A 24,586-nucleotide genomic window follows, 5' to 3' on the forward strand; every position below is an offset into this window, starting at 1 on the left:
AAAGGCCCGGTAGGTCACAGGCTCCACCCCGCCGTCGCGGCCAGTTTGCGCAGGATGTTCCACTGCTCGAAGTCGGCCGCGACGGGTCCGCAGCTGCCGGGCGTCACGGGCGGGACGTTCCATTGCGGGGCATCGAGACTGGGCGCCCCGGTGAAGTCGAGCACCTCGGCGATATTGCGGGCGGCCGCGTCGCGAGGAGTCAGAGGCTGTAGGCCCCAACGCCATTCGATGGCCTTGAGCACCGAGGTGTGGTCGTACACCTGATGCGCGACGTGCCCGCGCCGCGCGCGCGGCGAGATGACCAGGCACGGCACCCGGAATCCGCGTAATCCCCAGTCCGGGTTGGCGTCCGGCGCGACTTGCGGCGGCACATGGTCGAAGAATCCGCCCCATTCGTCGTAGTTGATGATCAGCAGCGTCTTCGACCAGGCCGGGCTCTTGGTGACGGCCTGATACACCTGGTTCAGAAACGCCTGCCCGGCACGGATATCGGCGTGCGGGTGATCATCGGCCGAGGTCCCCGTGGCTTCGTCGAGGAATTTGGGGTCCACGAAGGACACCGCGGGCAGCGTCCCGGCGGCGCAGTCGGACAGGAAGGCCGGGAACCGGCGCGCGATGGAGATGTACTTCGTGCCCCACAGCGCCAGGAACGGCGCGTCGTAGAAGTAGTAGCGGGCCTGAACATCGGCTTCCTTCAACCGATCCCAGATGGTCGGGAGCTTCGAGATGTCGGTCGAACTGTGAATCCGATCCGTCTGCGCCGCATGCTGATACAACCGGTTCGGCAGCGTCTCGGCCATGATCGCCGCGAAGTAGTTGTCGCACACCGTCCACGCCGGCGCCGCGTTCCCGTAGAACCCGAGATCTTCCTTCCGGTAATACCCGATCGAGAACTCGTCATTGCTCCCGGCCCGCAACCACCCGTCGCACTTGCCGTCGTTGAACTCGACCCGCCCGCCCTCGAACGAGTGATCCGGATCGTGATACTCACACCCCTGCGTGGTGGCGAGATGGAATGTCCTGCGCGCCACACCGTTCCGATCGGCGAACGTGAGATCCTGCTTCCCGTTCGCCCCTGGCAGCCACCCCAGGTAGTGATCGAACGACCGATTCTCCATCATCACCACGATGATGTGGTCGATCCCGCTCTCCGCGGGCGCGGGCATCGACGCGGTTTCCGGCGTACACCCCACCGTCGACCCCGCCACAGCCCCCAACGCGAGGGCCCCGGCCCCCGCCAGCACGGTCCGCCGCGTGGCGGTCCCCCGAACGATTCCCATCACGAATTATGAATCGCCCGGACCACCCCCAATGCGTAACCGCCGAAACGCAATTGGACTCGATTCAGATCCGACCGCGCAGTACGTCCACCCCCGGCCCCGCGAGTTCATCGCAATACACCGCCCGCCCCGCCATCGCCATGGTCAACGCGAGCGTCGTCCCCCCGACCACCGGCCCCTCTCCCACGGTGAACGGCCCATCGCCGGCCTCCAACCGCAGCCCCTCGATCGCACTGCGCCCCGCGACAGTGAAGTCCCGACTCGCGAAGAACCGAGCCACCTCGGTCACCGCCTCGATCGCCGGTTCCCTCGCTAACCCCAACGGCCGCCGAATGTCCTGCCCATGCACCACCACCTCCCCGAGCCATGCCGCCGTATGCCCCGACGGCGCGACCGTACTGTCCACCACCGCCCGAAACCGCGCCAACGTCTCCTCAGGCGTGTTCCCTCGATGCGCCGCGAGCTGCCGGTCATTGTGTCGACCGAAGTCGAACCGGCTCTGCAACACACTGACCATCCACCGCAATCGCCCGGTACTGGCCCCGGCGGTCAAGTGCGCGACAACCTCCTCCACCGTCCAATCCCCACACAGCGACCGCTCACTCCACTGCCCGGAACTCAACCCCGCGAGCTCCTCGGCCAGCGCCCCGCGCTCGGCCCGCACCATCGCCCACAACTCGTCACGAGAAGACGTCTTCGACACTCGGGATACCTCCCAGCTCGGTTCACATTCCCCTCTATGGACGCCGCCGTCCGCCCGAATTCATCGCATCGCTGAAACCCGGGTCACCGTCGGGTCGGGGAGACCGGCGGCATTCTCGGAACCGAAGGCCTCGAACAGCATCTGGATGTAGGCGATGAGCAGGGCCAGGAAGACGAGCAGGCCGATCAGCATGCCGAGTGCGACCGCCAGGACGTCGCTGATCCTCGAGGGTGTATCGGCCGGGTCGTTGTCCTCTGGTGGTTCGGCGGATTGTTCGAAATCAGCTCTGTCGCTGCTTATCACCGGATCGACATTATCGGCGGAGTGTGCCGGGATCATGCCGGTGAAATCGTGGGGATTTCGTGTCGATCCGGTGGGCTCGGGTGTCGAACTCAGGCGTCGAACAGCTTCAGGTACTTGGTCTGGCCGAACATCTCGGCGGCGTCGCGGGCGGACGGGCTGCCCGCGTTCGGGTCGGCTCCGGCGGCGAGGAGAGCGTTCACGATCTCGTCGGAGCCCTTGAAAACGGCTCCGGAGAGCGGGGTTTGGCCCTTGTCGTTGCCGAAGTTGGGGTCGGCTTTGCGGTCCAGGAGGGCGGTGACCGCGTCGGGGTGGGAGTAGTAGGCGGCGAGCATGAGCAGGGTGTCGCCATTGTCGTTGGTGAGGTTCACCGGGACGCCGGCGTCGAGGTAGGCGGCCAGGGTGGCGGCGTCGCCGGTGCGGGCGAGGTCGAAGATCTTGCTCGCGAGTTCGAGGACCTCGGGGGAGAGCTCGTTGGGTTCCACCCGGCCACTCTATCGAGGCTCGGGTCAGTTGGTGATGATGAGCAGCTCGGTCGGGGACGCGATCTCGGTGCGCAGCCCGGCCTTCTCGGCGACCTTGGCCAGGGCGTCGATGGTGGACGGTTCGGTGCGGGTCAGCACCAGGGCGCGGGCCAGCAGGCCCTTGTGGTGTTTGTTGAAGTGGCTCACGACGGTTCGGCTGCCGTCGGGGCGTTCGGTGAGGACGGTGGCGGTGACCGCGCCGGGGATGCGGCCCAGGTTCTGGTAGGTGCCCGAGCGCAGGTCCACGACCAGCTGTCCGGCGGCCTCGGCGCGCAAGGCCTCCGGCAGCACTGGCTTCCACAGCGATTGCAGCGTCGGCAGTCCCGGCAGTTTGGAGCCGCCCGAGAGCCGGTAGGCGGGGATCGGGTCGCCGGCGCGCACCACGCCGAACAGTGCCGAGCCGATGCCGAGGCGGGCTTCGGCCTTGGCGCGCTGCGCCTTGGTGAAGCCCGCGGCGTCGAGCGCGTCGTAGAGGACGCCGGTGTACCGGTCCAGGGCCGGGCGGGTGGCGGAGGTGCGCAGGGCGGCGTTGCGGGCGATCTCCGCGTCAGCCCCCTTGCCCAGCCCGAGCGCGGCCCGGGAGGCGTCGGCGTCGGCGGCCAATCCGGTCACTTCGGTGACCAGTTTGTCGCGCACCGCCGTGAGCTGCGGCATCACGAGGGAATCCAGGTCCAGGGGACCGCCCGAACCACCGTCGGACTTGGTTTCTGAGGGAGGCAGCAGCACCAGCACGAGCCAACACGGTAATGCCTTGGGAACTGTTCGCTAGCAGCGGCTACTGTGTTCATCCGTGATCACCCGCCTCTCCCACCTGTTCCTGCGCACCCTGCGCGACGATCCCGCCGACGCCGAGGTGCCCAGCCACAAGCTGCTGGTGCGTGCCGGATACGTGCGTCGCATCGCGCCCGGCGTCTACTCGTGGCTGCCGCTCGGCCTGCGTACGCTGCGCAAGGTCGAGGACGTGGTCCGGGCGGAGATGAACGCCATCGGCGCGCAGGAGATCTCGCTGCCGGCTCTGCTGCCGCGCGAGCCGTACGAGACCACCAACCGCTGGACCGAGTACGGCGACGGCCTGTTCCGGCTCAAGGACCGCAAGGGTCAGGACTACCTGCTCGGCCCCACCCACGAGGAGCTGTTCGCGCTCACCGTGAAGGGTGAGTACAACTCGTACAAGGATCTGCCGGTCACGCTGTACCAGATTCAGACCAAGTACCGGGACGAAGGCCGTCCGCGCGCGGGCATCCTGCGTGGTCGCGAGTTCGTCATGAAGGACTCGTACTCCTTCGACCTCGACGAGGACGGGCTGAAGAACAGCTACAACGCCCACCGCGAGGCCTACCAGAAGATCTTCGACCGTCTCGGCGTGAAGTACGTGATCGTGGCCGCCACTTCGGGCGCCATGGGCGGTTCGGCGTCGGAGGAGTTCCTGGCCGACAGCCCGGTCGGTGAGGACACCTACGTCATCTGCCGCGAGTCCGGGTATGCCGCGAACGTGGAGGCCGTGGTCACCGCCGCGCCGCCCGCCATCGCGATCGAGGGCCAGGCCGAGGCCGCCGTCCACGACACCCCCGACACCCCGACCATCGCCACCCTGGTGGAGTGGGCGAACGGCGCGGGTATCGACAAGGTGCTGGGCCGTGAGGTCACCGCCGCCGACACCCTCAAGAACGTCATGGTCAAGCTGGTCTACCCCGACGGCAAGACCGAGCTGCTGGGCGTCGGCGTCCCCGGTGACCGTGAGGTCGACGAGAAGCGCCTCGAGGCGTCGGTCGAGCCGGCCTCGGTGGAGCTGCTCGACGAGGCCGACTTCAAGGCCAACCCGTTCCTGGTGAAGGGCTACATCGGCCCGAAGGCCCTGCTCGACAACGGCATCCGCTACCTGGTCGACCCGCGCGTGGTGTCCGGCACCAGCTGGATCACCGGCGCCGACGAGCCCGGCAAGCACTATGTGGGTCTGGTCGCCGGTCGTGATTTCACCGCCGACGGCACCATCGAGGCCGCCGAGGTCCGTGACGGCGACCCGTCGCCCGACGGCCGCGGTGTGCTCGAGGCGGCCCGCGGCATCGAGATCGGCCACATCTTCCAGCTGGGCCAGAAGTACACCGACGCCTTCCAGGTGGATGTCCTGGGCGAGAACGGCAAGCCGGTCCGCCTCACCATGGGCTCCTATGGTGTCGGCGTCTCCCGCATGGTCGCGGTCCTCGCCGAGCAGAAGCACGACGACAAGGGCCTGCGCTGGCCCCGCGAGGTCGCCCCGTTCGACGTCCACGTCGTCATCGCCAACAAGGACGACGCGGCCCGCGCGGGCGCCGAACAGGTTGCCGCCGAACTGGATTCCCTCGGCTTCGAGGTCCTCCTCGACGACCGTACCGCGTCCCCCGGCGTGAAGTTCAAGGACGCCGAACTCCTCGGCATGCCCTACATCGTCGTGGTCGGCCGTGGCTGGGCCGAAGGCAAGATCGAACTCCGCGACCGCTTCGCCGGCACCGCCGAGGAACTCCCCGCCGATTCCGCCGTAGCCACCGTGGCAGCCAAGATCCGCGGCTGACCCAACCAACCCGAGTGGCGCATCACCTCCTGGTGATGCGCCACTTGTGTGTCATCTCTGCCGTGCGTCGTGTCCCCGCGCTGTGCCGACACGGAGATGACGACGAGCATGGCCGGTAGCGGAACAGCTGGAGAATCACCAGGTAGGTCCCGGAGCGGTAGAAGAATTCGGGCTAAACTCCCCCGGCGCAGATCCCCACGAACACCCGCCCGCTCCACGCACTCCCGATAGCGTCAGGTTCGATCCCGAATCCCTGAAGGGGCCCCGATGCGGCGCAAACTCGGAGACGCAGCCTGGATCCTCCTGGGCGCAGCCCTGGGCTTCCTCATCGCCCTGATCGCCGCCATCCTCGTCCTCCACGTCATGGCCGAGGGCTCATCCGACACGAACGGCATGGCCCCACCGAATCAGAATTCGATTTCGCCCCAAGCGATGTGGATGGGGAACGGGTGGTCGAAGGAGATGGCCGCCGCCGTGCCGGAATTCCACTCGCCCGCCACGATGTAGTTGGCGGGCCGCAGCGACGTCACGCCTTCCGGCAGGCTGGCATGACCGGTTTCCAGGCCATAGACGCGAATTAGGGAGATCCGTAGCGGATCTCGGTCGAGGATGACTTCCCAGTACCAGGGGATGCCGGCCCCGCATTGCGCAGCTTTACCGCATAGTCCTGATGATCGCTCGTCATGAACTCCCCTGATGGCCACCAATCCACGAGAATTCGGTGCCGTGCGGGTCGCTGGATGGCCGCGTCGGTGCGTGTCAGTGCACCGAATCCGCCAGGGCTGCACGGGTGGTGAGCCAGGTGCGGTAGCGGCGGAGGGCTCGGCGTTGGAGGGCGGTTTCCTCGCCGCCGTTGGGTAGCGTGAACGGATCGAAGACCGGTGACATCAACTTGCTCCTGAACGCGGTTTGTTTACATTGCTAACATCGAGGGGTAGGAGATGTAAGCGGTGTCAATATCAGTGTGGCGTGGCTGCCGTCACGGCGGCCCGCGCGCGGCCTCCGCCGAGAGTTCCTCCGACGTACCCGAATGATCCACGACCAGAAGGAGTTTCGAGCATGTCCAAGCGCATCTTGAATGTCGTGACCAATGTCGGCCACTACGACGATCCCGCCCATCCGACCGGCCTGTGGCTGTCCGAACTCACCCACGCCTGGCACGTCTTCGAACAGCACGGCTTCGATCAGACCCTGATCAGCCCCGCGGGCGGGCCGTCCCCGCTGGAACCGCGGTCACTGAAGTTCCCCAACTACGACCGCACCGCGAAGGCGTGGCGCGCCGACCCGGCCCGGATGACCCTGCTGGAGAACACCGCCGCCCCCGGCGACATCGATTCGGCCGATTACGACGCCATCTACTTCACCGGCGGCCACGCGGTCATGTACGACTTCCCCGACAGCGAGGGTCTGCAACGCATCACCCGCGAGATCTTCGAACGCGGCGGCATCGTCGCCTCGGTCTGCCACGGCTACTGCGGCCTGCTCAATACCCGCCTCTCCGACGGCTCCTACCTGGTGGCGGGCCGCAAACTCACCGGATTCGCCTGGCAGGAGGAGGTTCTCGCGCGCGTCGACAAGCTGGTGCCGTACAACGCGGAGGAGGAGATGAAGAAGCGGGGCGCGCTGTACGAGAAGGCCATGCTGCCGTTCGTCTCCTACGCCGTGGTCGACGGCAACCTGGTGACCGGCCAGAATCCCGGGTCGGCGAAGGAGACCGCCAAGAAGGTCGCCGCGCTGCTCTGACCTCGCCGGAGCCGTGGAGAAAACCCTTTGACGACCCGGGCGACCATTGCTATTTTTCCGGGGACCGTGCCAGAGGACGAGGAGGTGATACCCGTGAACGCAGTATCGACATGGGTGCTCCCCTCCGGAGTCATGGTCGGGCGATAGGTCGTCCGGGAGCGCCGTTCTGTGCACTCCGAAAGGCACGACCATGCAATTCGTTTCCGAAAAGCGGCTCGACGACTCCATTCTCGAGCGTGAATTCACTCTCGGCGAGATCCCCGGCATCCTGTGGACGCCCACATCCATCTCCGCGCCGACTCCGCTGATCCTGATCGGGCATTCCGCCGCCGGGCTGCCGACGATGTACCCGCGACTGCTGGGCAGGGCCCGAGCCGCCGTGGCGTCGGGCTACGCGGCGGCCGCCCTCGAGCTCCCCGGCAGCGGAGTGCGACCCCGTTCCGCCGGCGTCGATCAGGCCCGCGCTGACCTGCAGCGCGCGCTGCGGTCCGGTGAGCCGGTCACCGACGACATCGTCGACCGGCTCATCCTCCCGCTGGTCGACCAGGCGGTCCCGGAATGGCAGGCCGCCCTGGACGCCCTCCTGGACCTGCCCGAGATCGGCGGCCCGGTCGGGTATTCGGGCGGGGTGATCTCCATCGGCGCCCGTCTGGCGGTGGTCGAGCCGCGCATCGTGGCCGCCGTCCTGTTCGCGGGGAGTTTCGTACCCCGGGCCATCATGGCCGAGGCTCGCCAGGTCACCATCCCGCTGCATGTCCTGTTGCAGTGGGACGACGAGGGGAACGACCGGCAGATGGCCCTGGACCTGTTCGACGCGTTCGGGTCCAAGGAGAAGACGCTGAACGCGAATATGGGCGGTCACACCGGTGTGCCGCAACATGCGGGGGAAGCGGCGAACCGCTTCTTCGACCGGCATCTGAAGTAGCGGATGGTCGCCGGGCCGACATCCTCTGTCGGCCCGGCGACGTCGTCAGGCGCGCCCGGATGTCCAGGGCCGCAACTTCTCCGGATTCCGGATCACCCAGATATGAGTGATCCGCCCGTCGGCGATATCGAAGGCGTAGACCGAGACGACAACGCCGTCGAGCTCGGCGACCAGACCGGGCTGTCCGTTGACGGTGCGTTCGATCAGCGTCATCGGGAGCCCGCGTGCGGCGATCTCCATCCATGCCCGCGCGATCTGGTCGCGCCCGATGATCGGTTCGAGGAAGGCGAGCACGCGGCCGCCGCCGTCGGCCGTGGCGGTCGCGCACGGGTCGAGCAGCCCGATGAGCGCCTCGATATCCTTTGTCTCCCAAGCCTTTTTGAAGTCCCGGACCACATCGGCACGTTCGCTGCCGGACGGCGCGCGGGAGGTGTCGATGCGGCGGCGGGCACTGGAGGCGAGCTGGCGGCAGGCGGCGGGGGAGCGGCCGACGATGTCGGCGACCTCGGCGAACGAGTACCGGAACACGTCGTGCAGCACGAAGGCGACCCGTTCGGCGGGCGTCATGGAGTCCAGTACGACGAGGAACGCCATGCTGATCGACTCGTCGAGCGTGACCCGGTCGGCGGGATCGGCGGGGGCGATCCCGTCCAACCAGTCGGTCCGGCCGGGCACGGGCTCCGGAATCCATTCGCCCACATACCGTTCCCGCCGGGCACGGGCCGACCCGAGCAGGTCGAGGCAGATGCGGCTGGCGACGGTGGTCATCCACGCCCCGGGCGTCTCGATCTCCTGCCGCTGCGGTTCGGTCAGCGCGTACCAGCGCGCGTAGGTCTCCTGCACCACGTCCTCCGCCTCGGCCAGCGACCCGAGCAGCCGGTAGGCGAGGTTGATCAGCTGGCGGCGTTCGTTCATCACCGCGGGCAGCTGCGGGTCGGTCATGGTCGGCTCCTTCGGTCTGCGTGCCATTACCGATATCGACGATTCAGTGGCAAAGAATGTGAGCTGCGCGAACCGTCGCCGGTCCGGGGTGGGAGCGGAGGCGGCCTGACATTCCGGATGCCTGCTTCGTCGGTAGGGCAAACAACGTTCAGTAGAGCAGGAGTTCGGCGATGACCAGAATCGGCATCATCCTCAGCAGTACCCGGCCCAACCGCAATGGCGAGCAGATCGCGCACTGGGTCCAGGACCAGGCCTCGACGCGCGACGACGCCGACTACGACCTGATCGACCTGCGCGACCACCCGCTCCCGCACTTCGACGAGCCCGTCCCGCCCATGTTCGGCCCCTCCGCGAACGAGCACACCCGCGCGTGGGGCGAACGCATCGCCGCCTGCGACGGGTTCGTGATCGTCACGCCGGAGTACAACGGCGGATACCCCGGAGTCTTGAAGAACGCCCTCGACCACCTGTTCGCCGAATGGAACAACAAGGCGGTCGGATTCGTCTCGTACGGCGTCAATGGCGGCGCTCGCGCCGTGGTGCAGCTGCGGGCGGTGTGCAGCACCCTCGGCATGGCGGATGTCGGCTACCAGGTCGGGATCTCGCTTCTCACCGACTTCGAGAACCACACCACCTTCGTGCCGAGCGCCCTGCATGCCGCTGCTCTCGGCAAGACCCTCGATCAGGTCATCGCCTGGAATGGTGCGCTCGCGCCGCTGCGGTCCACCGAATCCACCCTCGTCTAGGAGCCGATCATGAACGCATCCACCGATATTCACTCCGACCGCGTCGCCTCCGACGAGGCCGCGATTCGCGGGCAGATCGACAGCGTCCTGAATGCGCTGCACGCCAAGGACCTCGACACCATCCGCCGCGCCTACACCCCCGACGTCATCTCCTTCGACGTAGAACCCCCACTCCAGCACGTCGGCATCGAAGCCAAACTCGCGAACTGGTCCAAGGTCTTCCAGTTCTTCGATTCCGTCACCTACGAACTCCGCGACCTGACCCTCACCATCGGCGCCGACGTAGCCTACGGCCACGCCTTCGCCCGCCTCTCCGGCACAACGAATTCCGGCGACCGAATCCCCGGCATGTGGGTCCGCGTAACCTACGGCCTCCGCAAACTCGACAACACCTGGCTCATCGCCCACGACCAGGTCTCCGTCCCCTACGACGTCACCACCGGCACCAGCGCCATCAACCTCCAACCCGAGTGATTCCCATCCCCGCCGAACATCCCGGCCACCGCCGCGCGATGCGATGATGGCCGGGATACGAAGCGCGGCTCGACTTTTGGAGGCCGCGCTCGGCGGGGAGGGAAGAGTGTCGGTGGAGGGGACGCGGTTCGGCCGGTACCACTTGCAACAGCTGCTCGGCGAAGGCGGCATGGGGCAGGTGTACCGGGCGCACGACAGCCAGACCGGTCGGATCGTCGCGGTGAAGCTGCTGCACCCGCATATGGCGGCCGATCCGGTGTACCGGGAGCGATTCCAGCGCGAGGCGCGCGCCGCGGCCGGGCTGGTGCACCCGAATGTGGTGCCGATCTTCGACTTCGGCGAGGTCGAGGACCGATTGTTCATCTGCATGCAGTTCGTCACCGGTGTCGGAGTGGATGCGGTGCTGGCCGAATCGGGCCCGATGCCGGTGGCGCGGGCGGTGTCGGTGGTGGCGCAGGCGGCCGCCGCACTGGACGACGCGCACGCCGAGGGGCTCATGCACCGCGACGTGAAGCCCTCGAACCTCCTGGTCACGGCCCGAGATTTCGTGTATCTCATCGATTTCGGCATCGCCCGGGCCGTCGGCGAGACCGCGCTGACCACCACCGGGGCGACGATCGGCACCTTCGCCTACATGGCTCCGGAACGATTCAGCACCGGTGTCGCGGACGCCCGCTCAGACGTGTACGCCCTGGCCTGCGTGCTGTACCAATGTCTGACGGGGCAGACTCCGTACCCGGCGACCGCGTTGGAGCAGCAGATCGCGGCCCATCTGACCCAGCCGCCGCCGAAACCGAGTCAGGCGCGTCCTCAGATCGGGACGGTTCTCGACCACGTTGTGGCGACCGGGATGGCGAAGAACCCGGAGGAGAGGTACCGAACCGCGGGTGAGCTTGCCGCCGCGTGCCTCTCGGCCCTCGAAGGCGCACCCGCACCGGCCGCCACGGAGATCGATCCGGGGTCGCGCGCCGATCCGTCGCGGCGGATGATCATCCGGCGGGTGCTCACGGCGCTTGCCCTCATGGGCCTCGCTGCGGTTGGCGTAGTGGCCGGTGCGGCGTTCATGAAGGACCAATCCGAAGGCAATGCGGCCCTTCCGAGTACCACCACATCGCCGTTGCCGGCGACGACGTCGGCTCCCTCATCGATACCGGCCACGACAGCCGTCACGACGACGCAAGCCCCGATTCTGCCGGGGCCCGGAACCCATTGCGGCACAGTGAACATGCCGAACGGCAAGCGAATCGACACCATGATCGACGCCGGTAGCATCTCCTGCACGAACGTGAAATCAGTACTGACCCAGTACTACTTGGACGTCAAGAACGGCAAGGCACAGGGCAGCGGCGCAGCCGTCAGTGGCGTCGTCGACGTCAGCGGACGGTGGGACTGTATCTCCGAAACCTATGCGGAAGGCGGGCACGCCCACTGCTACCTCGGCTCGATCCAGATCTCCACCACCGGTTGACCGCGCGCCCCGGCAAGTCGCCTGGCTTTTTCCCATGCCATCGCTTTGGCTGGAACCGATGAGTTTCGAGCGTGGAGGAGGTCTACTCGGCTATGAGGAAACTGATCTATGGCATCAGCGTGTCCCTGGACGGCTACATCAACGATCGTGACGGCAATATCGACTGGACCGACCCGGACGAGGAACTCCACCAGTTCCACAACGACCGATACCGCGACATCGACATCGCCCTGCACGGCCGCCGCCTCTACGAACTGATGGCGGACTTCTGGCCCCACGTCTCTGAGGACGAAGGCCCGATCATGCGCGAGTTCGGCGAACTCTGGACCTCCAAGCCCAAATACGTCTTCTCCCGAACCCTCACCGAGGTCGACTGGAACAGCACCTTGGTCAGCGAGAACGCGGTCGAGGTGGTCCGCAAGCTCAAGTCCGAGGGCGACGGCGTCATGGAGGTCGGCGGCGCGAACCTCGCCGCCTCCCTCATCCCGCACGGCCTCATCGACGAATACCAACTGTTCGTCGCACCCATAATCCTCGGCGGCGGCACCCCGATGTTCCCGCCACTCGACAAACGCATCCCCCTCCGCTTGGTAGAGACCCGCCCCTTCAACACCGTCCTGATGCAGCGCTACGTAGTCGGCGACCAGTAGGGAGTGCGATGCCGATCGATATCCGGGAGTTCATGCGCCGAAACCCATACCCGGGGAGGGTGATCGGATTCCGGTCCGATGGCCGGGGGCGCCTGGAGGGGCTCGTCGTGCTGACCGGCCGCAGCCGGGCGTCGAAGGCTCGGGTGCTCGATCCAACCCGGGACGGCCATGTCGTGTTGCGGGCACGCTCCACCGAGGACGGCCCGCACGACGAGTTGCGGCATTACCCGGCGGTGATCGCCGACCACCATGGGATCGTCATCGCGAACGGTGACCATTCGGTCCCGCTGCACGGCGCACTCGCCGAAGCGCAGCTCGACTCCCACATTGCCGCAACCCGATACGAGCCCGACCCACCGATCAACACGCCCCGGATATCGGTCGCACTCGAACTGAGCACCCAGCGGGTCATAGCGTCGATCAACGCGGCCGCCACCGGCGACCGTGATGCGCCGCCGGTGCACGTTCGCCTCGACGCTCAGGCGGGAGACCTGAACAACTGGATCATGTTCTCCACCTACCAGTCCGACGGTGTCACCATCGAGCCGAACCACCAGTTCACCCCGGTCGCGTTCACCACGGCCGATCCCCTCGCCGAGGCGTGGGACGCCGTCGACCCGCGCTATAGGGTCGCCGCGGCGGGGATCACCTTCGACAACGGTGCCGCGGTCGCGAGGGAGGTCAGCGGCCGCGTCGGCTGAGGACGCCGGAGAAACGACGAAGGTCATTAGGAGTACCAGCCACCTGGTGGAGTGAATGGTGAGCAGGAATTCGATGTCGACGCGGTGGCGGTTCTCGGCGCTGAGCACCAGCGATGTTGTGACATCTATCCCGTTGTGCTGAACAGCATTTCATGGCTTGCACCAACTCATTCAGAGCGCCCGGCACTGTGACCTGGGACATGGCTGAACGGGTCCGCCAAGGCGCGCGAAGGTCGCCCGTTCGACTATTCCTGTTTGCGAGGAACGACATTTTATGTCTTGTGCGGCAGGCAAATAACGTCGTATTCATGCAGTGGAATCTTCAGTCTGCCGAAGAACTTGTGGCCGCGATGCGTGCCGGTGCGGTGACATCGGTGGAATTGACCGATGAGGCGATCGCCGGGATCGAGCGCGACGACACGGCGATCAATGCGATCTGTGTGCCCGATTTCGAGCGTGCGCGGGCTGCCGCGCGCCACGCCGACGAGGCGCGCGCTCGCGGCGAGGATCGGCCGTTGCTCGGCATTCCGGTGACGGTCAAGGAGTCCTACAACATGGCGGGGCTGCCTACGACCTGGGGTATTCCGCAGTACGCGAACTACATTCCGGCCGAGGACGCGGTTCAGGTGTCGCGGCTGAAGGCCGCGGGCGCGGTGCTGCTCGGCAAGACGAATGTGCCGGTGATGCTGCGAGATATCCAGAGCTTCAACGACATCTACGGCACCACCAACAATCCGTGGGATCACAGCCGCACGTCGGGTGGGTCGTCCGGCGGTTCGGCGGCGGCGCTGGCGTCCCGGTTCGGCGCGCTGTCCATCGGCTCCGACCTCGCCGGTTCGCTGCGCACCCCCGCGCATTTCTGCGGCATCTACGCGCACAAGCCGTCGCTGGGCCTGGCGTCGACCCGTGGCATGGTCCCGCCGCCCACGCCGGCCTTGCCGATCGACCTCGACCTCGCTGTGGTCGGTCCGATGGCGCGCACCGCCCGCGACCTCACGCTCCTGCTCGACGTGATGGCCGGACCGGACCCGCTGACCCACGGCGTCGCCTACGACCTCGCCCTGCCGCCCGCACGCCACGAGCGGCTGGCCGACTTCCGTGTCCTGATCATCGAGGACCATCCGCTCATCCCGACCGGTTCGGCGGTGCGGGCGGGCATCAACCGGGTCGCCGACGCCCTCGCCGACGCGGGCGCTCGCGTCGAACGGCACAGCCCGCTGTTGCCCGACCCGACCGAAGCGGCGACGGTCTACCTGCAGCTGATGCTGTCGAACGCCGCTACGAGTCTCCCCGTCGACGTGTACGAACAGCTGCGAACCCGTGCCGCCGCCCTGAGCGCGGACGACCGGAGCCTCGATGCGGCGCGGGTGCGCGGCATGGTGCTCAGCCACCGCGACTGGGTCGAGACGAACAACCGCCGCGAACTCCACCGCCACGGCTGGCGGCGGTTCTTCACCGAGTTCGATGCCGTGGTGTGCCCGATCACGCCCACTCCCGCGTTCCCGCACGACCACAACGGCAGCCTGGAGAACCGGCACATCGACATCGACGGCGTCGAGTACCCGTACTTCGACCAGCTCGTCTGGGCCGGCATGGCCACCATGCCGGGCCTGCCCGCCACCGCCATACCGACGGGCCGGTCTCCCGAGGGCCTGCCGGTGGGCGTACAGCTCATCGGCCCGATGTTCGAGGACCGCACCCTACTGCGCCTGGCCGAACTGCTCGAGCAGAAGATCGGCGGCTTCCGAGCCCCGTAGCGCGCGCCGTGTGGTTCACCGAAGGGCGGGCACCCGCCTCGCACGCTCCTCGCGATGAGGACCGGGAGAGACCGCAGGCGCGGGGCCGGGTGGAACGGGAGTCTGTGCGTTCCACCCGGCCGTCGAACCACGATGTCTGCACGATATTGGTCGAGTGGGCATCGTGTCCGGAGCTGTGCGGTTTTCAGCTCCGGCAGGCGAGGTGAAACGGTCGCGACGGAGTAACCGAACCCGAGCGGGCTCCGCGCTCCCCAATCAACCCCACCTTCGCCGAACGATAGTCACGCCCGAGATCCGAGCAGGTTGATTCCCTGGCGAGTGACACGCATCGAGAGCCCGTCGGCACGATAAGTCATAGATAGCTCGAAAGAAGCTGCACGATGCTCGAGCATCATTCACCGATCCGCCGCCCCGTGGTTGTCGGTACCCGCCCTTACGGTTGGGCACATGACCGACATCGGGCCCCTGGCCGCTTCCACCCGGGCCACCTTCGGCTCGCCGGGTGTGCACGCGGTTGTTCGGCGGGGGCGCACCGTGCACGCAGTCAGTCTCGGCCAGTGGGTCGCGGGCGAGGAAGTCCCGGAACTGTTGTGCCACACCGGCATCGCCGGATGGGACCCCACCGCACTGGAACCGACCCGCGCCGACGTCACCTGCGCGCGGTGCCTCCGCCGCCTCGGCGGCCCCGCCCCCTCGCGGCAGATCCCGTTGTTCGGCGAGGAGTCCTGAGGCCGGTAGACCATGCCGTCCGTATTGCCGCGGCGCGCTCATACCTCGCTGCCGAAGGTCAGCACGACCAGGGGGATCGGGCGGTCGATCTTGGACTGGAAATCCGCGAGCAGCGGGTTGTTGGCCAGCGCCCAGGTTGCGAACTCGTCGTAGTCCTCGGCTTCGAGGACCTTGCCGGTCGCCTGGTGGGTCTCGTCGCGGAGCTCGATGGTGACCCGCGGATTCGCTTTGATGTTGTACCACCAGGCCGGGTACTTGTCCTCGATGAACGAGCTCACGTACATGATGCCGTCCCGGTAAAGAGGTCCCAGCGGGGTGGTGTGCCGTTTGCCGCTCTTGGCCCCGGTGGTGGTGAGCAGGATGAGGTCCCCACCCGCGTAAGCGCCGCCCACCTTGCCCGAGCTCTCCCGGAACTCCTTGATCACGTCATCGTTCCAGTGGGCGATGCTGCCCTCCTGGTCCCACGCCTGGTTCCAGGGCGCGTTCGGATCGTCGTAGTCGGTGATGTCGGCCTGATCCGGCTGTCCCGCAGTCGATTCGATTTCGCTCATAGTTCGAGTATGTCGCGGATATAGGACCGCTACGGTCCTAGTTCGACGAAGAGTTTCGACGAACTTCGGACCCGCCGGCGCGGCAGGAGTCGATGTCGAGCCCGGCGCCGGCTACCGCCAGCACCACCATCGCGGCACCCACCCGCGTCCATCACTTCGCGCCGAGCAGATTCACCGGGCTCCGGCTCGCTTCAGAATCCTCAGCCAGGAGGTCAGGATGAATGCCCAGGCGCGGTAGGGGATTCCGGCGGGCGGGGTGAAACCCATGAGCCGTTGGTGGGCAACGGTTTGGGGTTCGGTGTATTTGAGGATGCCGTCGGCTCCGTGGCGTCGGCCGAGGCCCGAGTCGCCCATGCCGCCCATGGGGGAGTCGATGCTGCCCCAGGCCGCCGCGAAGGCGTCGTTGACATTGACGGTGCCGGCGTGCAGGCGGGCGGCGACGGCTCGGCCCTTGGCGCCGTCGCGGGTCCAGACGCTGGCGTTGAGTCCGTAGGCGGTGGCATTGGCTCGCGCGACCGCGTCGTCGAGATCGCGGAAGGGATAGATGGATACGACGGGCCCGAAGGTTTCGTGCGCGTACAGCGTCATGTCGGGGGTGACGTCGGTGAGGATGGTCGGCTCGTAGAACAGCGGGCCCAGGTCCGGCCGGGCGCGTCCGCCGGCGAGGACGGTCGCGCCTTTGGCCACGGCATCCTCGACGTGGGCGCTGACGGTCTCGAGCTGGGCCGGGGTGGTCAGGCAGCCCACTTCGGCGGTGAAGTCGTAGGCGCCGCCGAGTCGCAGTTTCCGGGTGCGCTCGACGAACGCGGTGATGAACCGTTCGCGAACGGATTCGGCGACGTAGAGCCGTTCCATGGAGACACAGAGCTGCCCGGTGGAGGGGAAGCAGGCGTTGACGGCGCCGTCGGCGGCGCGGTCGATGTCGGCGTCGTCGAGCACGAGCATCGCGTTCTTGCCGCCGAGTTCCAATGACGCGCCGATGAGCCGCTCGCCGGCATCGCGGGCGATCTGGCGGCCGCTGTCGGTGGAGCCTGTGAACATGACGTAATCGGCGTTGTTCAACAGGGTCTCGCCGATCGAACTGCCGCGGCCCACCACCATCTGCCACACATCCGCGGGCAGACCCGCCTCGGACATCAGATCCAACGCCCACAACGCGGTCAGAGCGGTCTGCGTGTCAGGCTTCTGAACGACGGCATTACCGGCCAGCAGCGCCGGAATCGTATCGCCCGCAGCCATACTCAACGGATAGTTCCACGGCGAGATGACAGCGACGACCCCCTTGGGGTGATGGATCTCGGTGGTGTGCGTCAACAGCGGAACGGCCCCACGCCGACGGGTCGGCGCGAGCAGCGAGGCGGCGCGGCGGGCGTAGTAGCGCGAGCAGATGGCGATGTCGGTGACCTCGAGGAAGGCGTCGCGGCGGGTCTTGCCGCTCTCGGCCTGCATCAGATCGAGCACCTCGCTCTGGCGCTCGAGCAGAAGATCGTGGAAGCGCAGCACGATTCGCTTGCGTTCACGCAATGGGGTTGCCGCCCACAGCTTCTGAGCGGCGCGGGCGCGCACGAACGCGGCGTCGACATCCGCGGGAGTGGAGACCGGCAGCCGCGCCAATTCCGAGCCCGTATAGGGCGCGGTCTTGCTGACCGTCGGCGCGTCCGCGTCGGCCGAGACCCGGGAGGCAAGTCGCTGAACGAGATTCGGGGTCACCGACGCCGGTGCGGCGGAGGTGCGGGCGGGGGAAGCGTGGTCGATGGTCATGACGGATCTCCGGAAACCGTGGCAGGCAGGAATGGGATGTGTGGGGGGCTGGCCCGCAACCCCGGCATCGGGCCGGAGCTGCGGGCCGGACGAGGAAGACGCGGCCTCAGTGCAGGGCGGCGCGCAGCGTGTCCTGGGCGAGTTTGATGGCGGTGTTCGCGGCGTACGTCGAGCGCAACGCGTTGAGCATCATGAAGTCGTGGATGATGCCACCGAAACGGACCTGGGTGACCGGAACTTCGGCTTCGCGCAGCTTGGCGGCGTAGGCCTCGCCTTCGTCACGCAGCACGTCGGCCTCGCCGGTGATGATCAGCGCGGGCGGCAGACCGCGCAGCTGATCGACCGAGGCGCGCAGCGGTGAGGCGTAGATCTCCTCGCGCTGAGCTTCATTGGAGGTGTACTGATCCCAGAACCATTTCATCCCCTCGCGGGCCAGGAAATAGTGTTCGGCGAACTGGTGATAGGACGCGGTGTCGAAATCGGCGTTGGTGACCGGATACAGCAGCACCTGCTGGCCGATGCGGACATCGCCGCGGTCCTTGGCCATCAAGGTGAGCACGGCACTCATATTGCCGCCCACCGAATCACCGACCACCGCGAATTTCGACGCGTCGAGGCCCTTCTCGCCGCCGTGCGCGAATACCCATTGCGCCGCCGCGTAGTTCTGTTCGATCGCGGTCGGGTACTTCGCTTCGGGGGACAGGTCGTATTCGGGGAAGACGACGGCCGCGTCCGCTCCGACCGCGAGTTCGCGGACCAGGCGGTCGTGGGTGTGCGCATTGCCGAAAACCCAACCGGCGCCGTGGATGTAGAACACGACCGGGAGCACACCGGTGCTGCCCGCCGGTTTGACGATCCGGACCTTGACCGAGCCGGTGGGCCCGCCCTCGACGGTGATCCATTCCTCGTCGATATCGGGTTTGTCGATATCGCCCGACTGCACCTCGTCGACGACCTTGCGCCCGTCGGCCGGCGGCATCTGGAACAGGAACGGCGGGGCGTCGGTGTCCTTGGCGAATTGCGCCGCCTGGGGTTCGAGCACCGGCTCGATCTCGGTCATGAGGATCTCCTTCTCTGGTGTTCTCGGTACCTTCTCGATCGATCTCTTCGGTGGTGCGGTGGAACTAATCCCGACGGGGAACCGAGGTCGGGACGGGCATGTGCAGGGCGAGCTGGCCCTCGGTCATGACATCGAGCCGTACAGTCTTGATCGGCTTCAGGGAACGCAGGTCCTCGGCGAGACGGCCGTGCCCGAGTTCGAGTTCGAGGTTGCGCGGCAGCAGCGCGCTGCCCGCCGCGAGCGTGTTGATCTGGCTCTTGGTGGCGTGCCATGCGTTGTCGAGCTGGGTGTAGGAGGTCAGCGTCGACACCCGCTGACCGGTGGGGTACGCGGTCTGGGCGGGGGTCGCGACCGAGAACGCGATATCGGTGGATCCGTCTTCGGCGGCGACCCGTGCGGTGGTGCGGTTGGTCCCGATCTCGACATCCATATCGGCGACCCATTTCGGGAAGCCATAGCCGTCGTGACCGCGGATCTGGGCGATTTCGGTGCTCACCGGCAGTGACAGCACGTACGAGTGCAGGTGGTCGTCCCCGAGACCTGCGAGTAGATCGATCACGCCGGGTCCGCCGTGCCGGGCCGGTCGTACCGCGACGCCGATGCCGACTTCGGTGTAGAAGTCGATATCGCAGACGTCGTAGCGGAAGAAGATGACCGAGACCAGCCCGAGGCCGGGCGCGATCTCCAGCGGCGTCAACTCCCGGGGCAGCCGGGCGCGGATATTGCGGGTGCGGGCCAGCATCACCAGGCGCGCGGTCGAGACGCTGTAGTAGAAGTTCGGCGTGAGCGTCGTGCCGATCCGGGAATCGACCTCGGTCTTGGGCATCGTTCGGAAGAAATCGACAGTGGCGATCCGCGGATCCCGGGCGACGTCGTCGAGATCGGTCCGCATCCGATAGCGGTCGTACAGGCCGCCTTTGGGAATTTCGATGGTGTGATCGCCGAGGCTGACCTCGACGGTGTCCGTACGCGCAGACGGCATCTTTGCACTCTCTCATTCGAGTGGAAATGGCGGTGAATCTCAGGCTAATCAGCAATGTAAGCAGTGTCAACACTGCGTACGAATGGCACTCTTGTCATTTCACGGCGCCTCCTGCGCCTGCATTGAAATGGTTTGTGTTCGAAAAGGTCTGTGCTCGGCGGCCTTGCCGCCCGGACGCCAGCCACCGGGAGTAGCTGCGCAAGGCGCGGCGTTGTACGAGCTGATCGGCGACCAGTGCCCGCGCGGGGTGGACACCCGGAGCCGGTTGTTTTCCGGCCGCCATGCGGCGGATCTGATAACGGACCTGCGCCATTTCGGTGGCGGAGGCGAGCGTTTTGTCCGACCAGCGAACGGGTTTCAGCGTTCCGGCCGGGCCGAGGTCCTCGCGCCACCGGAGCGGGAGATCGGGGGTGACCGCCAGCGCGGTCGCCATCCCGACCACGGCGACATTCTTCGACAGCACGCGTTCGGCGGTGTCGGGGTGGGAGATTCCGCCGGTCAGCATGAGCGGGATCGGGCTGGTCTTGGCCAGGTCGGCGGCCAGCTCCAGGAAGTAGGCCTCGCGGGCGGCCGTGCGCCCGTCTACCGGGCGGCCGTTCATGGCCGGGCTCTCGTAACTGCCGCCCGAGACCTCGACCAGGTCGACTCCGGCCGAGGCGAGCATCCCGATCACCTTGTGCGCGTCCGCGGCGTCGAAGCCGCCGCGCTGGAAGTCCGCGGAGTTCAGCTTCACCGCTACGGCGAATTCGGGTGCCACCGAATAGCGAATGGCACGCACGATCTCGAGCAGCAACCGGGCGCGGTTCTCGAGCGACCCGCCCCACTCGTCGGTGCGATTGTTCACCAGCGGGGACAGGAACTGGGAGAGCAGATAGCCATGGGCGGCATGGACTTCCACCCCGTCGAATCCGGCCAGCTCGGCGCGCTGGGCGGTGATGGCGAACCGGTCGATGGTCTCGCGGATCTGCGTGCCGGTCATGGCGACCGGTTTGCCGAATCGCTTGGAGTGGCGGCCCAGATTCACGGCGATATCCGAAGGGCCCCAGACCACTCCGGGCATATTCGCCTGAACCTGCCGGCCCGGGTGGCTGATCTGCATCCACATCGCCGCCCCGCCCGCTTTGCCGGCCGCGGCCCAGGCCGCGAAGGGCTGGAGCGGTGCCGCGGCGTCCAGGACGATGCCGCCGGGACCGGTCAACGCGCGGGCGTGCACCATCACATTTCCGGTGATCAGCAGGCCTGCGCCGCCCGCACCCCACCGCCGGTACACGGCGACGGTTCGTTCGTCGGGGAGTTGTCCCGGTCCGGCGAGTCCTTCTTCCATGGCCGCTTTCGCGATTCGGTTCGGCAGCAACAGGCCTGGCCGCAGCGCAACCGGTGCGAAGAGTCCGTTGTGTGCTGAAGCGCTGGGCATCGGCGAATCTCCTTGGAATCGGAATGTTGGCATCGAACACGTCGTGTATGCGGCGCTAACATTAGGGGAGGATGTAAGCGGGGTCAACATTGTTAGGGTTGGTGAATTATGGCTGCTTCGACCACGTCGTATCACCACGGCGACCTACCCAACGCCCTGGTGCGTGCCGCGGTGGAGCTACTCGAGGAAGGCGGGGCCTCGGAGTTGTCGCTGCGTGCGGCAGCGCGCCGGGCGGGGGTATCCACCGCGGCGCCCTATCGTCATTTCTCCGACCGTGATGCGCTGCTGTCGGCGGTCGCCGCGGTGGGTTACCGGGAACTGGCCGAAGAGCTCGTCGCAGCGCATCCGGCACAGGCCACGCCGGAGGGCTTGATCGCCATCGCGAAGGCTTATGTCCGCTTCGCTCTCACGCGACCGGGAATGTTTCGGGTGATGTTCGCCGAACCGTGCGATCCGGCCGCCCCCGAGCGTGTCGCGGCTACCGAGGCCATCAAGGGGTACCTCGAATCACTTGTGCGGCAGGCCTTTCCGGACTCCGATCCGGAGCCGATGGCTGTCGCGGTCTGGGCTCTGGTGCACGGTCTGGCCTTCTTGCACCTCGACGGCAAGCTGGACGCCTCCTCGCCGGAGGCCGTGGCGCACCAGGTCGAAACGGCGGTGGGCGCGGTGCTGCGGGCGACAGGGCGCGTTCCGGAGTAACCGGACGGCTCAGGCGTCACCGATGGTCAGCACGACCTTGCCGACGGTATCGCCGGAGTCCAGCAGGGCATGTGCCCGCGCGGCGTCGGTCACCGGTACTTCGGCGGACACGACCGGAGTCACGCTGCCCTCGGCGATCAGCGGCCACAGCTTGCTCCGCAGCTCGCCGATGATCTCCGCCTTGGAGCCGGGCCCGGTCTCGGGTCGGCGACGCAGGTTCGTGACGTGGATGGAGCCGCGTTTGAACAGCAGCGCACCGAGATTCACCTCGGCGCTCGCGCCGCCCTGGAGCCCGATGATGGTCAGCTGCCCGTTCTCGGCCAGGGCGGTCACATTGCGATCGAGGTAGCTGCCGCCCATGATGTCGAGAATCACGTTCGCGCCGGAGTATTCGCTCGTCATGACTTCCGCGAAATCCTGTTCGCGGTAATTGATCAGGGTCTGTGCGCCCAGTTCCCCGCATCGCTCGAGCTTGAACCGCGACCCGGCGGTCACCGCGACCTCCGCGCCGAGCGCGCGACCGACCTGGATGGCGTGGGTGCCGATCCCGCTGCCGCCGCCGTGGATGAGCAGCACCTGACCCGCGCTCAGTCCGCCGGTCATCACCACGTTCGACCAGACCGTGGCGGCCGTCTCCGGCAGCGCCGCGGCGGCGGTGAGGCCGACCCCCTCGGGGACCGGCAAAACCTGCGTCGCCGCGACATTGACCCGCTCGGCATATCCGCCACCGGCCAGCAGCGCGCACACCCGATCCCCGGGCGCCCAGTGATCGACGCCCGCGCCGACCTCGGCGATGACGCCGGATACCTCGAGGCCGAGGATTTCGCTGGCGCCCGGCGGCGGCGGATAGAAGCCGGCACGCTGCATGACGTCGGCGCGATTGACGCCCGCGGCGGCCACCTCGATGGCGACTTCACCTGGCCCGGGGGCGGGCAAGTCCTCGACCCGCGCCCACTTCATCACTTCGGGACCGCCGAAGCCGTCCAGCGTCATCGCATACATCATGGAACCTCTCGCTCGCCGGTATGTGTACGCTGCTTACATTACCGTCGAAGGTGCCGCCTTTGAATGTTGACGTCGCTCACATTTTTGTTAATGTATGCACTGTTAACTCGCTGGGGCCGGTCAACGGACCGCTCGCGAGTCGACCGTGACAACAGCGGAACACTTCGGACAGGGGCACGTGGTGGACAGAGATGCGCTCGCGGACATCGGCGCGAAGTTGATGAACCTCGCACACCGGGTAGTACTCACCGTCAGCGGAAACAGGTTGCTGGCCAATCCCTTCGGCATGCCGGTGGTCGAATTGCACACCGTCGGACGCAAGTCCGGACAGCCGCGGTCGTGCTACCTGACCGCACCCGTGCACGATCGCGAACGGATAGTGCTCGTCGCCTCGAAGGGCGGCGACGATCGACACCCCGACTGGTATCGGAACCTGCAGGCCAATCCCGAGGCCGAGGTGGTGATCAGCGGCCGTCGGCACAAGGTTCACGCCCGCACCGCGAACGCGCAGGAGCGCGCCGAATTGTGGCCCCGGATCACCAAGGCCTACAAGGGTTACGCCAATTATCAGACCCGGACCACCCGCGAAATTCCCGTGGTCATCTGCGAGCTGGCCGACTGAGCGCGGCGCGCTCGCCCCTGAAGGAGACGCAGTGACCGAGAGTCGTTCGGAACCGAACGCCCGGCGAACCATCGTCATCACCGGCGCCAGCGATGGCATCGGGGCGGTGGCCGCGCGGGCCTTGGCGACGCCCGAGGTGAATCTCATCATCGCCGGCCGGTCGGCCCGCAAACTCGCCGCCGTCGCCGAGGACACCGGCGCGACCGCGTTCGCCGCCGATTTCGCCGTCCTCGACGAGGTGCGGGAACTCGCGGCGCGGATCAGCGAACGAGTCGGCGCGATCGACGTGCTGCTCAATAACGCGGGCGGCCTGTTCGATCCGCGACACCGCACCGCCGACGGGCACGAACCCAACTTCCAGATCAATCACCTCGCGCCATTCCTGCTCACCCACCAGCTCCGTGATCGGCTGATCGCCGCGGAGGGAGCGCTCGTGCTCAACACCGCCAGCGTCGGCAATCTCTTCGGCCGAGTCGATATCTCCGATCTGGACTACCGGCGGCGGCAGGCGTTCGGGTGGCGCGCCTACGGCACGAGCAAGCTGATGAACATCATGTTCACCCGTGGCATCGCGCAACGCTGGTCCGCTGACCGAATCGTCTCCGCCGCAGTGCATCCCGGCCCCGTGACATCGAGTTTCGGCCGGGACTCGCGGGCGGTGGGCCTGCTCTACCGCACCCCGCTCCGTCACCTCGGCACCATCGATCCGGTCCGCGGAGCCGAACCGCTGATCGAACTGGCCCGTCGAGGAGCCGACCCGGAAATCAACGGCGTCTACTTCCATCGACACCGGGCGCGCGGCCCGGAATCGCCGCAGGCCCACGACCGCCGCCTCATCGATGAACTGTGGTCCGCCTCAGCCGATCTCGTCGGGTCCGGGTAACGCACCGGCGCAGCGCCGGGCCGACCAGACGGTCGCCGGGCCTGCCGGACGCCGGCCCGGCGTTCACGGCTGGATTGCTCGGGTGGGCGATGAATTTCGGGGGGCCGCGGCGTCGAATC

Annotated in this window: 27 protein-coding genes; 13 read left to right on the plus strand and 14 right to left on the minus strand. The window is 67.1% G+C overall.

The features are described 5' to 3' along the window. Positions 1-14: 14 nt before the first annotated feature. The 5 genes from ABZ382_RS24515 to yaaA all read right to left on the minus strand — a co-directional run bounded on the left by ABZ382_RS24515 (position 15) and on the right by yaaA (position 3,539). Positions 15-1,280, minus strand: a complete 1,266-nt coding sequence (locus ABZ382_RS24515) for an alkaline phosphatase family protein (RefSeq protein ID WP_357092926.1) — start codon at positions 1,278-1,280, stop codon at positions 15-17. Between the two features lie 64 nt (positions 1,281-1,344). Next, entirely contained in the window at positions 1,345-1,947 is a 603-nt protein-coding gene (locus tag ABZ382_RS24520; protein WP_357092929.1) for a maleylpyruvate isomerase family mycothiol-dependent enzyme, read from the minus strand. Between the two features lie 96 nt (positions 1,948-2,043). Further along, positions 2,044-2,322 (minus strand): hypothetical protein, encoded by a 279-nt coding sequence (locus ABZ382_RS24525; RefSeq protein WP_357092933.1) that lies wholly within the window; start codon positions 2,320-2,322, stop codon positions 2,044-2,046. Positions 2,323-2,375: 53 nt separating this feature from the next. Then, positions 2,376-2,768, minus strand: coding sequence for an ankyrin repeat domain-containing protein (locus tag ABZ382_RS24530; protein ID WP_357092935.1), 393 nt, complete (start codon positions 2,766-2,768; stop codon positions 2,376-2,378). Positions 2,769-2,792: 24 nt separating this feature from the next. Further along, on the minus strand, positions 2,793-3,539 hold the full coding sequence (gene yaaA, locus ABZ382_RS24535; protein WP_357092938.1) for a peroxide stress protein YaaA: 747 nt from the start codon (positions 3,537-3,539) through the stop codon (positions 2,793-2,795). A gap of 58 nt (positions 3,540-3,597) precedes the next feature. On the opposite strand from yaaA, the gene ABZ382_RS24540 reads away from it, so the two are divergent. Next, positions 3,598-5,355: a proline--tRNA ligase gene (locus ABZ382_RS24540; RefSeq protein ID WP_357092941.1), complete on the plus strand. Its 1,758-nt coding sequence runs from the start codon at positions 3,598-3,600 to the stop codon at positions 5,353-5,355. A 407-nt stretch (positions 5,356-5,762) separates the two neighbouring features. Here the strand turns inward: ABZ382_RS24540 and ABZ382_RS24545 are convergent, their stop codons facing one another. Both ABZ382_RS24545 and ABZ382_RS24550 read right to left on the minus strand, forming a co-directional pair. Next, positions 5,763-6,059 (minus strand): hypothetical protein, encoded by a 297-nt coding sequence (locus tag ABZ382_RS24545; protein WP_357092944.1) that lies wholly within the window; start codon positions 6,057-6,059, stop codon positions 5,763-5,765. A gap of 55 nt (positions 6,060-6,114) precedes the next feature. Further along, a complete protein-coding gene (locus tag ABZ382_RS24550; RefSeq protein ID WP_357092947.1) occupies positions 6,115-6,243 on the minus strand; it encodes a hypothetical protein in 129 nt (42 codons plus the stop codon). Positions 6,244-6,414: 171 nt separating this feature from the next. Between ABZ382_RS24550 and ABZ382_RS24555 the strand changes: the two genes are divergently transcribed. Further along, positions 6,415-7,098, plus strand: coding sequence for a type 1 glutamine amidotransferase domain-containing protein (locus tag ABZ382_RS24555; RefSeq protein ID WP_357092950.1), 684 nt, complete (start codon positions 6,415-6,417; stop codon positions 7,096-7,098). Between the two features lie 190 nt (positions 7,099-7,288). After that, on the plus strand, positions 7,289-8,023 hold the full coding sequence (locus ABZ382_RS24560) for an alpha/beta hydrolase (RefSeq protein WP_357092953.1): 735 nt from the start codon (positions 7,289-7,291) through the stop codon (positions 8,021-8,023). A 45-nt stretch (positions 8,024-8,068) separates the two neighbouring features. Here ABZ382_RS24560 and sigJ read toward each other — a convergent pair whose 3' ends face one another. After that, positions 8,069-8,965, minus strand: coding sequence for an RNA polymerase sigma factor SigJ (gene sigJ / locus ABZ382_RS24565; RefSeq protein ID WP_357092956.1), 897 nt, complete (start codon positions 8,963-8,965; stop codon positions 8,069-8,071). A 170-nt stretch (positions 8,966-9,135) separates the two neighbouring features. Between sigJ and ABZ382_RS24570 the strand changes: the two genes are divergently transcribed. From ABZ382_RS24570 to ABZ382_RS24600, 7 genes are all read left to right on the plus strand, one after another. After that, positions 9,136-9,711, plus strand: a complete 576-nt coding sequence (locus ABZ382_RS24570) for an NAD(P)H-dependent oxidoreductase (RefSeq protein ID WP_357092959.1) — start codon at positions 9,136-9,138, stop codon at positions 9,709-9,711. 9 nt (positions 9,712-9,720) lie between these two features. Then, complete coding sequence (locus tag ABZ382_RS24575) at positions 9,721-10,185, plus strand: nuclear transport factor 2 family protein (protein WP_357092962.1); 465 nt, start codon at positions 9,721-9,723, stop codon at positions 10,183-10,185. Between the two features lie 106 nt (positions 10,186-10,291). Further along, complete coding sequence (locus ABZ382_RS24580; RefSeq protein ID WP_357092965.1) at positions 10,292-11,653, plus strand: serine/threonine-protein kinase; 1,362 nt, start codon at positions 10,292-10,294, stop codon at positions 11,651-11,653. Between the two features lie 92 nt (positions 11,654-11,745). After that, positions 11,746-12,303, plus strand: coding sequence for a dihydrofolate reductase family protein (locus tag ABZ382_RS24585; RefSeq protein ID WP_357092968.1), 558 nt, complete (start codon positions 11,746-11,748; stop codon positions 12,301-12,303). An 8-nt stretch (positions 12,304-12,311) separates the two neighbouring features. Beyond that, entirely contained in the window at positions 12,312-13,004 is a 693-nt protein-coding gene (locus ABZ382_RS24590; RefSeq protein ID WP_357092970.1) for an IMP cyclohydrolase, read from the plus strand. 308 nt (positions 13,005-13,312) lie between these two features. After that, the gene (locus tag ABZ382_RS24595; protein ID WP_357092973.1) at positions 13,313-14,761 is read left to right on the plus strand and encodes an amidase; all 1,449 of its coding nucleotides are present in this window, start codon (positions 13,313-13,315) and stop codon (positions 14,759-14,761) included. A gap of 447 nt (positions 14,762-15,208) precedes the next feature. Next, positions 15,209-15,490 (plus strand): hypothetical protein, encoded by a 282-nt coding sequence (locus tag ABZ382_RS24600; RefSeq protein ID WP_357092976.1) that lies wholly within the window; start codon positions 15,209-15,211, stop codon positions 15,488-15,490. Positions 15,491-15,528: 38 nt separating this feature from the next. Here the strand turns inward: ABZ382_RS24600 and ABZ382_RS24605 are convergent, their stop codons facing one another. The 5 genes from ABZ382_RS24605 to ABZ382_RS24625 form a co-directional block, all read right to left on the minus strand. Continuing rightward, the gene (locus ABZ382_RS24605) at positions 15,529-16,041 is read right to left on the minus strand and encodes a nitroreductase/quinone reductase family protein (RefSeq protein WP_357092979.1); all 513 of its coding nucleotides are present in this window, start codon (positions 16,039-16,041) and stop codon (positions 15,529-15,531) included. Positions 16,042-16,212: 171 nt separating this feature from the next. Beyond that, positions 16,213-17,802: a succinic semialdehyde dehydrogenase gene (locus tag ABZ382_RS24610; RefSeq protein ID WP_357092982.1), complete on the minus strand. Its 1,590-nt coding sequence runs from the start codon at positions 17,800-17,802 to the stop codon at positions 16,213-16,215. Positions 17,803-17,908: 106 nt separating this feature from the next. Continuing rightward, positions 17,909-18,862 carry an alpha/beta hydrolase gene (locus ABZ382_RS24615; protein WP_357092984.1) on the minus strand — a complete coding sequence of 318 codons (954 nt, stop codon included), beginning with the start codon at positions 18,860-18,862 and terminating at the stop codon, positions 17,909-17,911. Between the two features lie 64 nt (positions 18,863-18,926). Beyond that, positions 18,927-19,844 carry an acetoacetate decarboxylase family protein gene (locus tag ABZ382_RS24620; RefSeq protein ID WP_357092987.1) on the minus strand — a complete coding sequence of 306 codons (918 nt, stop codon included), beginning with the start codon at positions 19,842-19,844 and terminating at the stop codon, positions 18,927-18,929. Positions 19,845-19,938: 94 nt separating this feature from the next. After that, the gene (locus tag ABZ382_RS24625; RefSeq protein ID WP_357092990.1) at positions 19,939-21,258 is read right to left on the minus strand and encodes an NADH:flavin oxidoreductase/NADH oxidase family protein; all 1,320 of its coding nucleotides are present in this window, start codon (positions 21,256-21,258) and stop codon (positions 19,939-19,941) included. 108 nt (positions 21,259-21,366) lie between these two features. Between ABZ382_RS24625 and ABZ382_RS24630 the strand changes: the two genes are divergently transcribed. After that, on the plus strand, positions 21,367-21,957 hold the full coding sequence (locus ABZ382_RS24630) for a TetR/AcrR family transcriptional regulator (RefSeq protein ID WP_357092993.1): 591 nt from the start codon (positions 21,367-21,369) through the stop codon (positions 21,955-21,957). Positions 21,958-21,966: 9 nt separating this feature from the next. Here ABZ382_RS24630 and ABZ382_RS24635 read toward each other — a convergent pair whose 3' ends face one another. Next, a complete protein-coding gene (locus tag ABZ382_RS24635) occupies positions 21,967-22,959 on the minus strand; it encodes an NAD(P)H-quinone oxidoreductase (RefSeq protein ID WP_357093387.1) in 993 nt (330 codons plus the stop codon). Positions 22,960-23,143: 184 nt separating this feature from the next. Between ABZ382_RS24635 and ABZ382_RS24640 the strand changes: the two genes are divergently transcribed. Further along, positions 23,144-23,584 carry a nitroreductase family deazaflavin-dependent oxidoreductase gene (locus tag ABZ382_RS24640; RefSeq protein WP_357093389.1) on the plus strand — a complete coding sequence of 147 codons (441 nt, stop codon included), beginning with the start codon at positions 23,144-23,146 and terminating at the stop codon, positions 23,582-23,584. Positions 23,585-23,615: 31 nt separating this feature from the next. Then, complete coding sequence (locus ABZ382_RS24645; protein WP_357092996.1) at positions 23,616-24,467, plus strand: SDR family NAD(P)-dependent oxidoreductase; 852 nt, start codon at positions 23,616-23,618, stop codon at positions 24,465-24,467. The last annotated feature ends 119 nt before the right edge of the window (positions 24,468-24,586 follow it).

This window comes from Nocardia sp. NPDC005825 (assembly GCF_040630175.1).
GTDB lineage: Bacteria > Actinomycetota > Actinomycetes > Mycobacteriales > Mycobacteriaceae > Nocardia.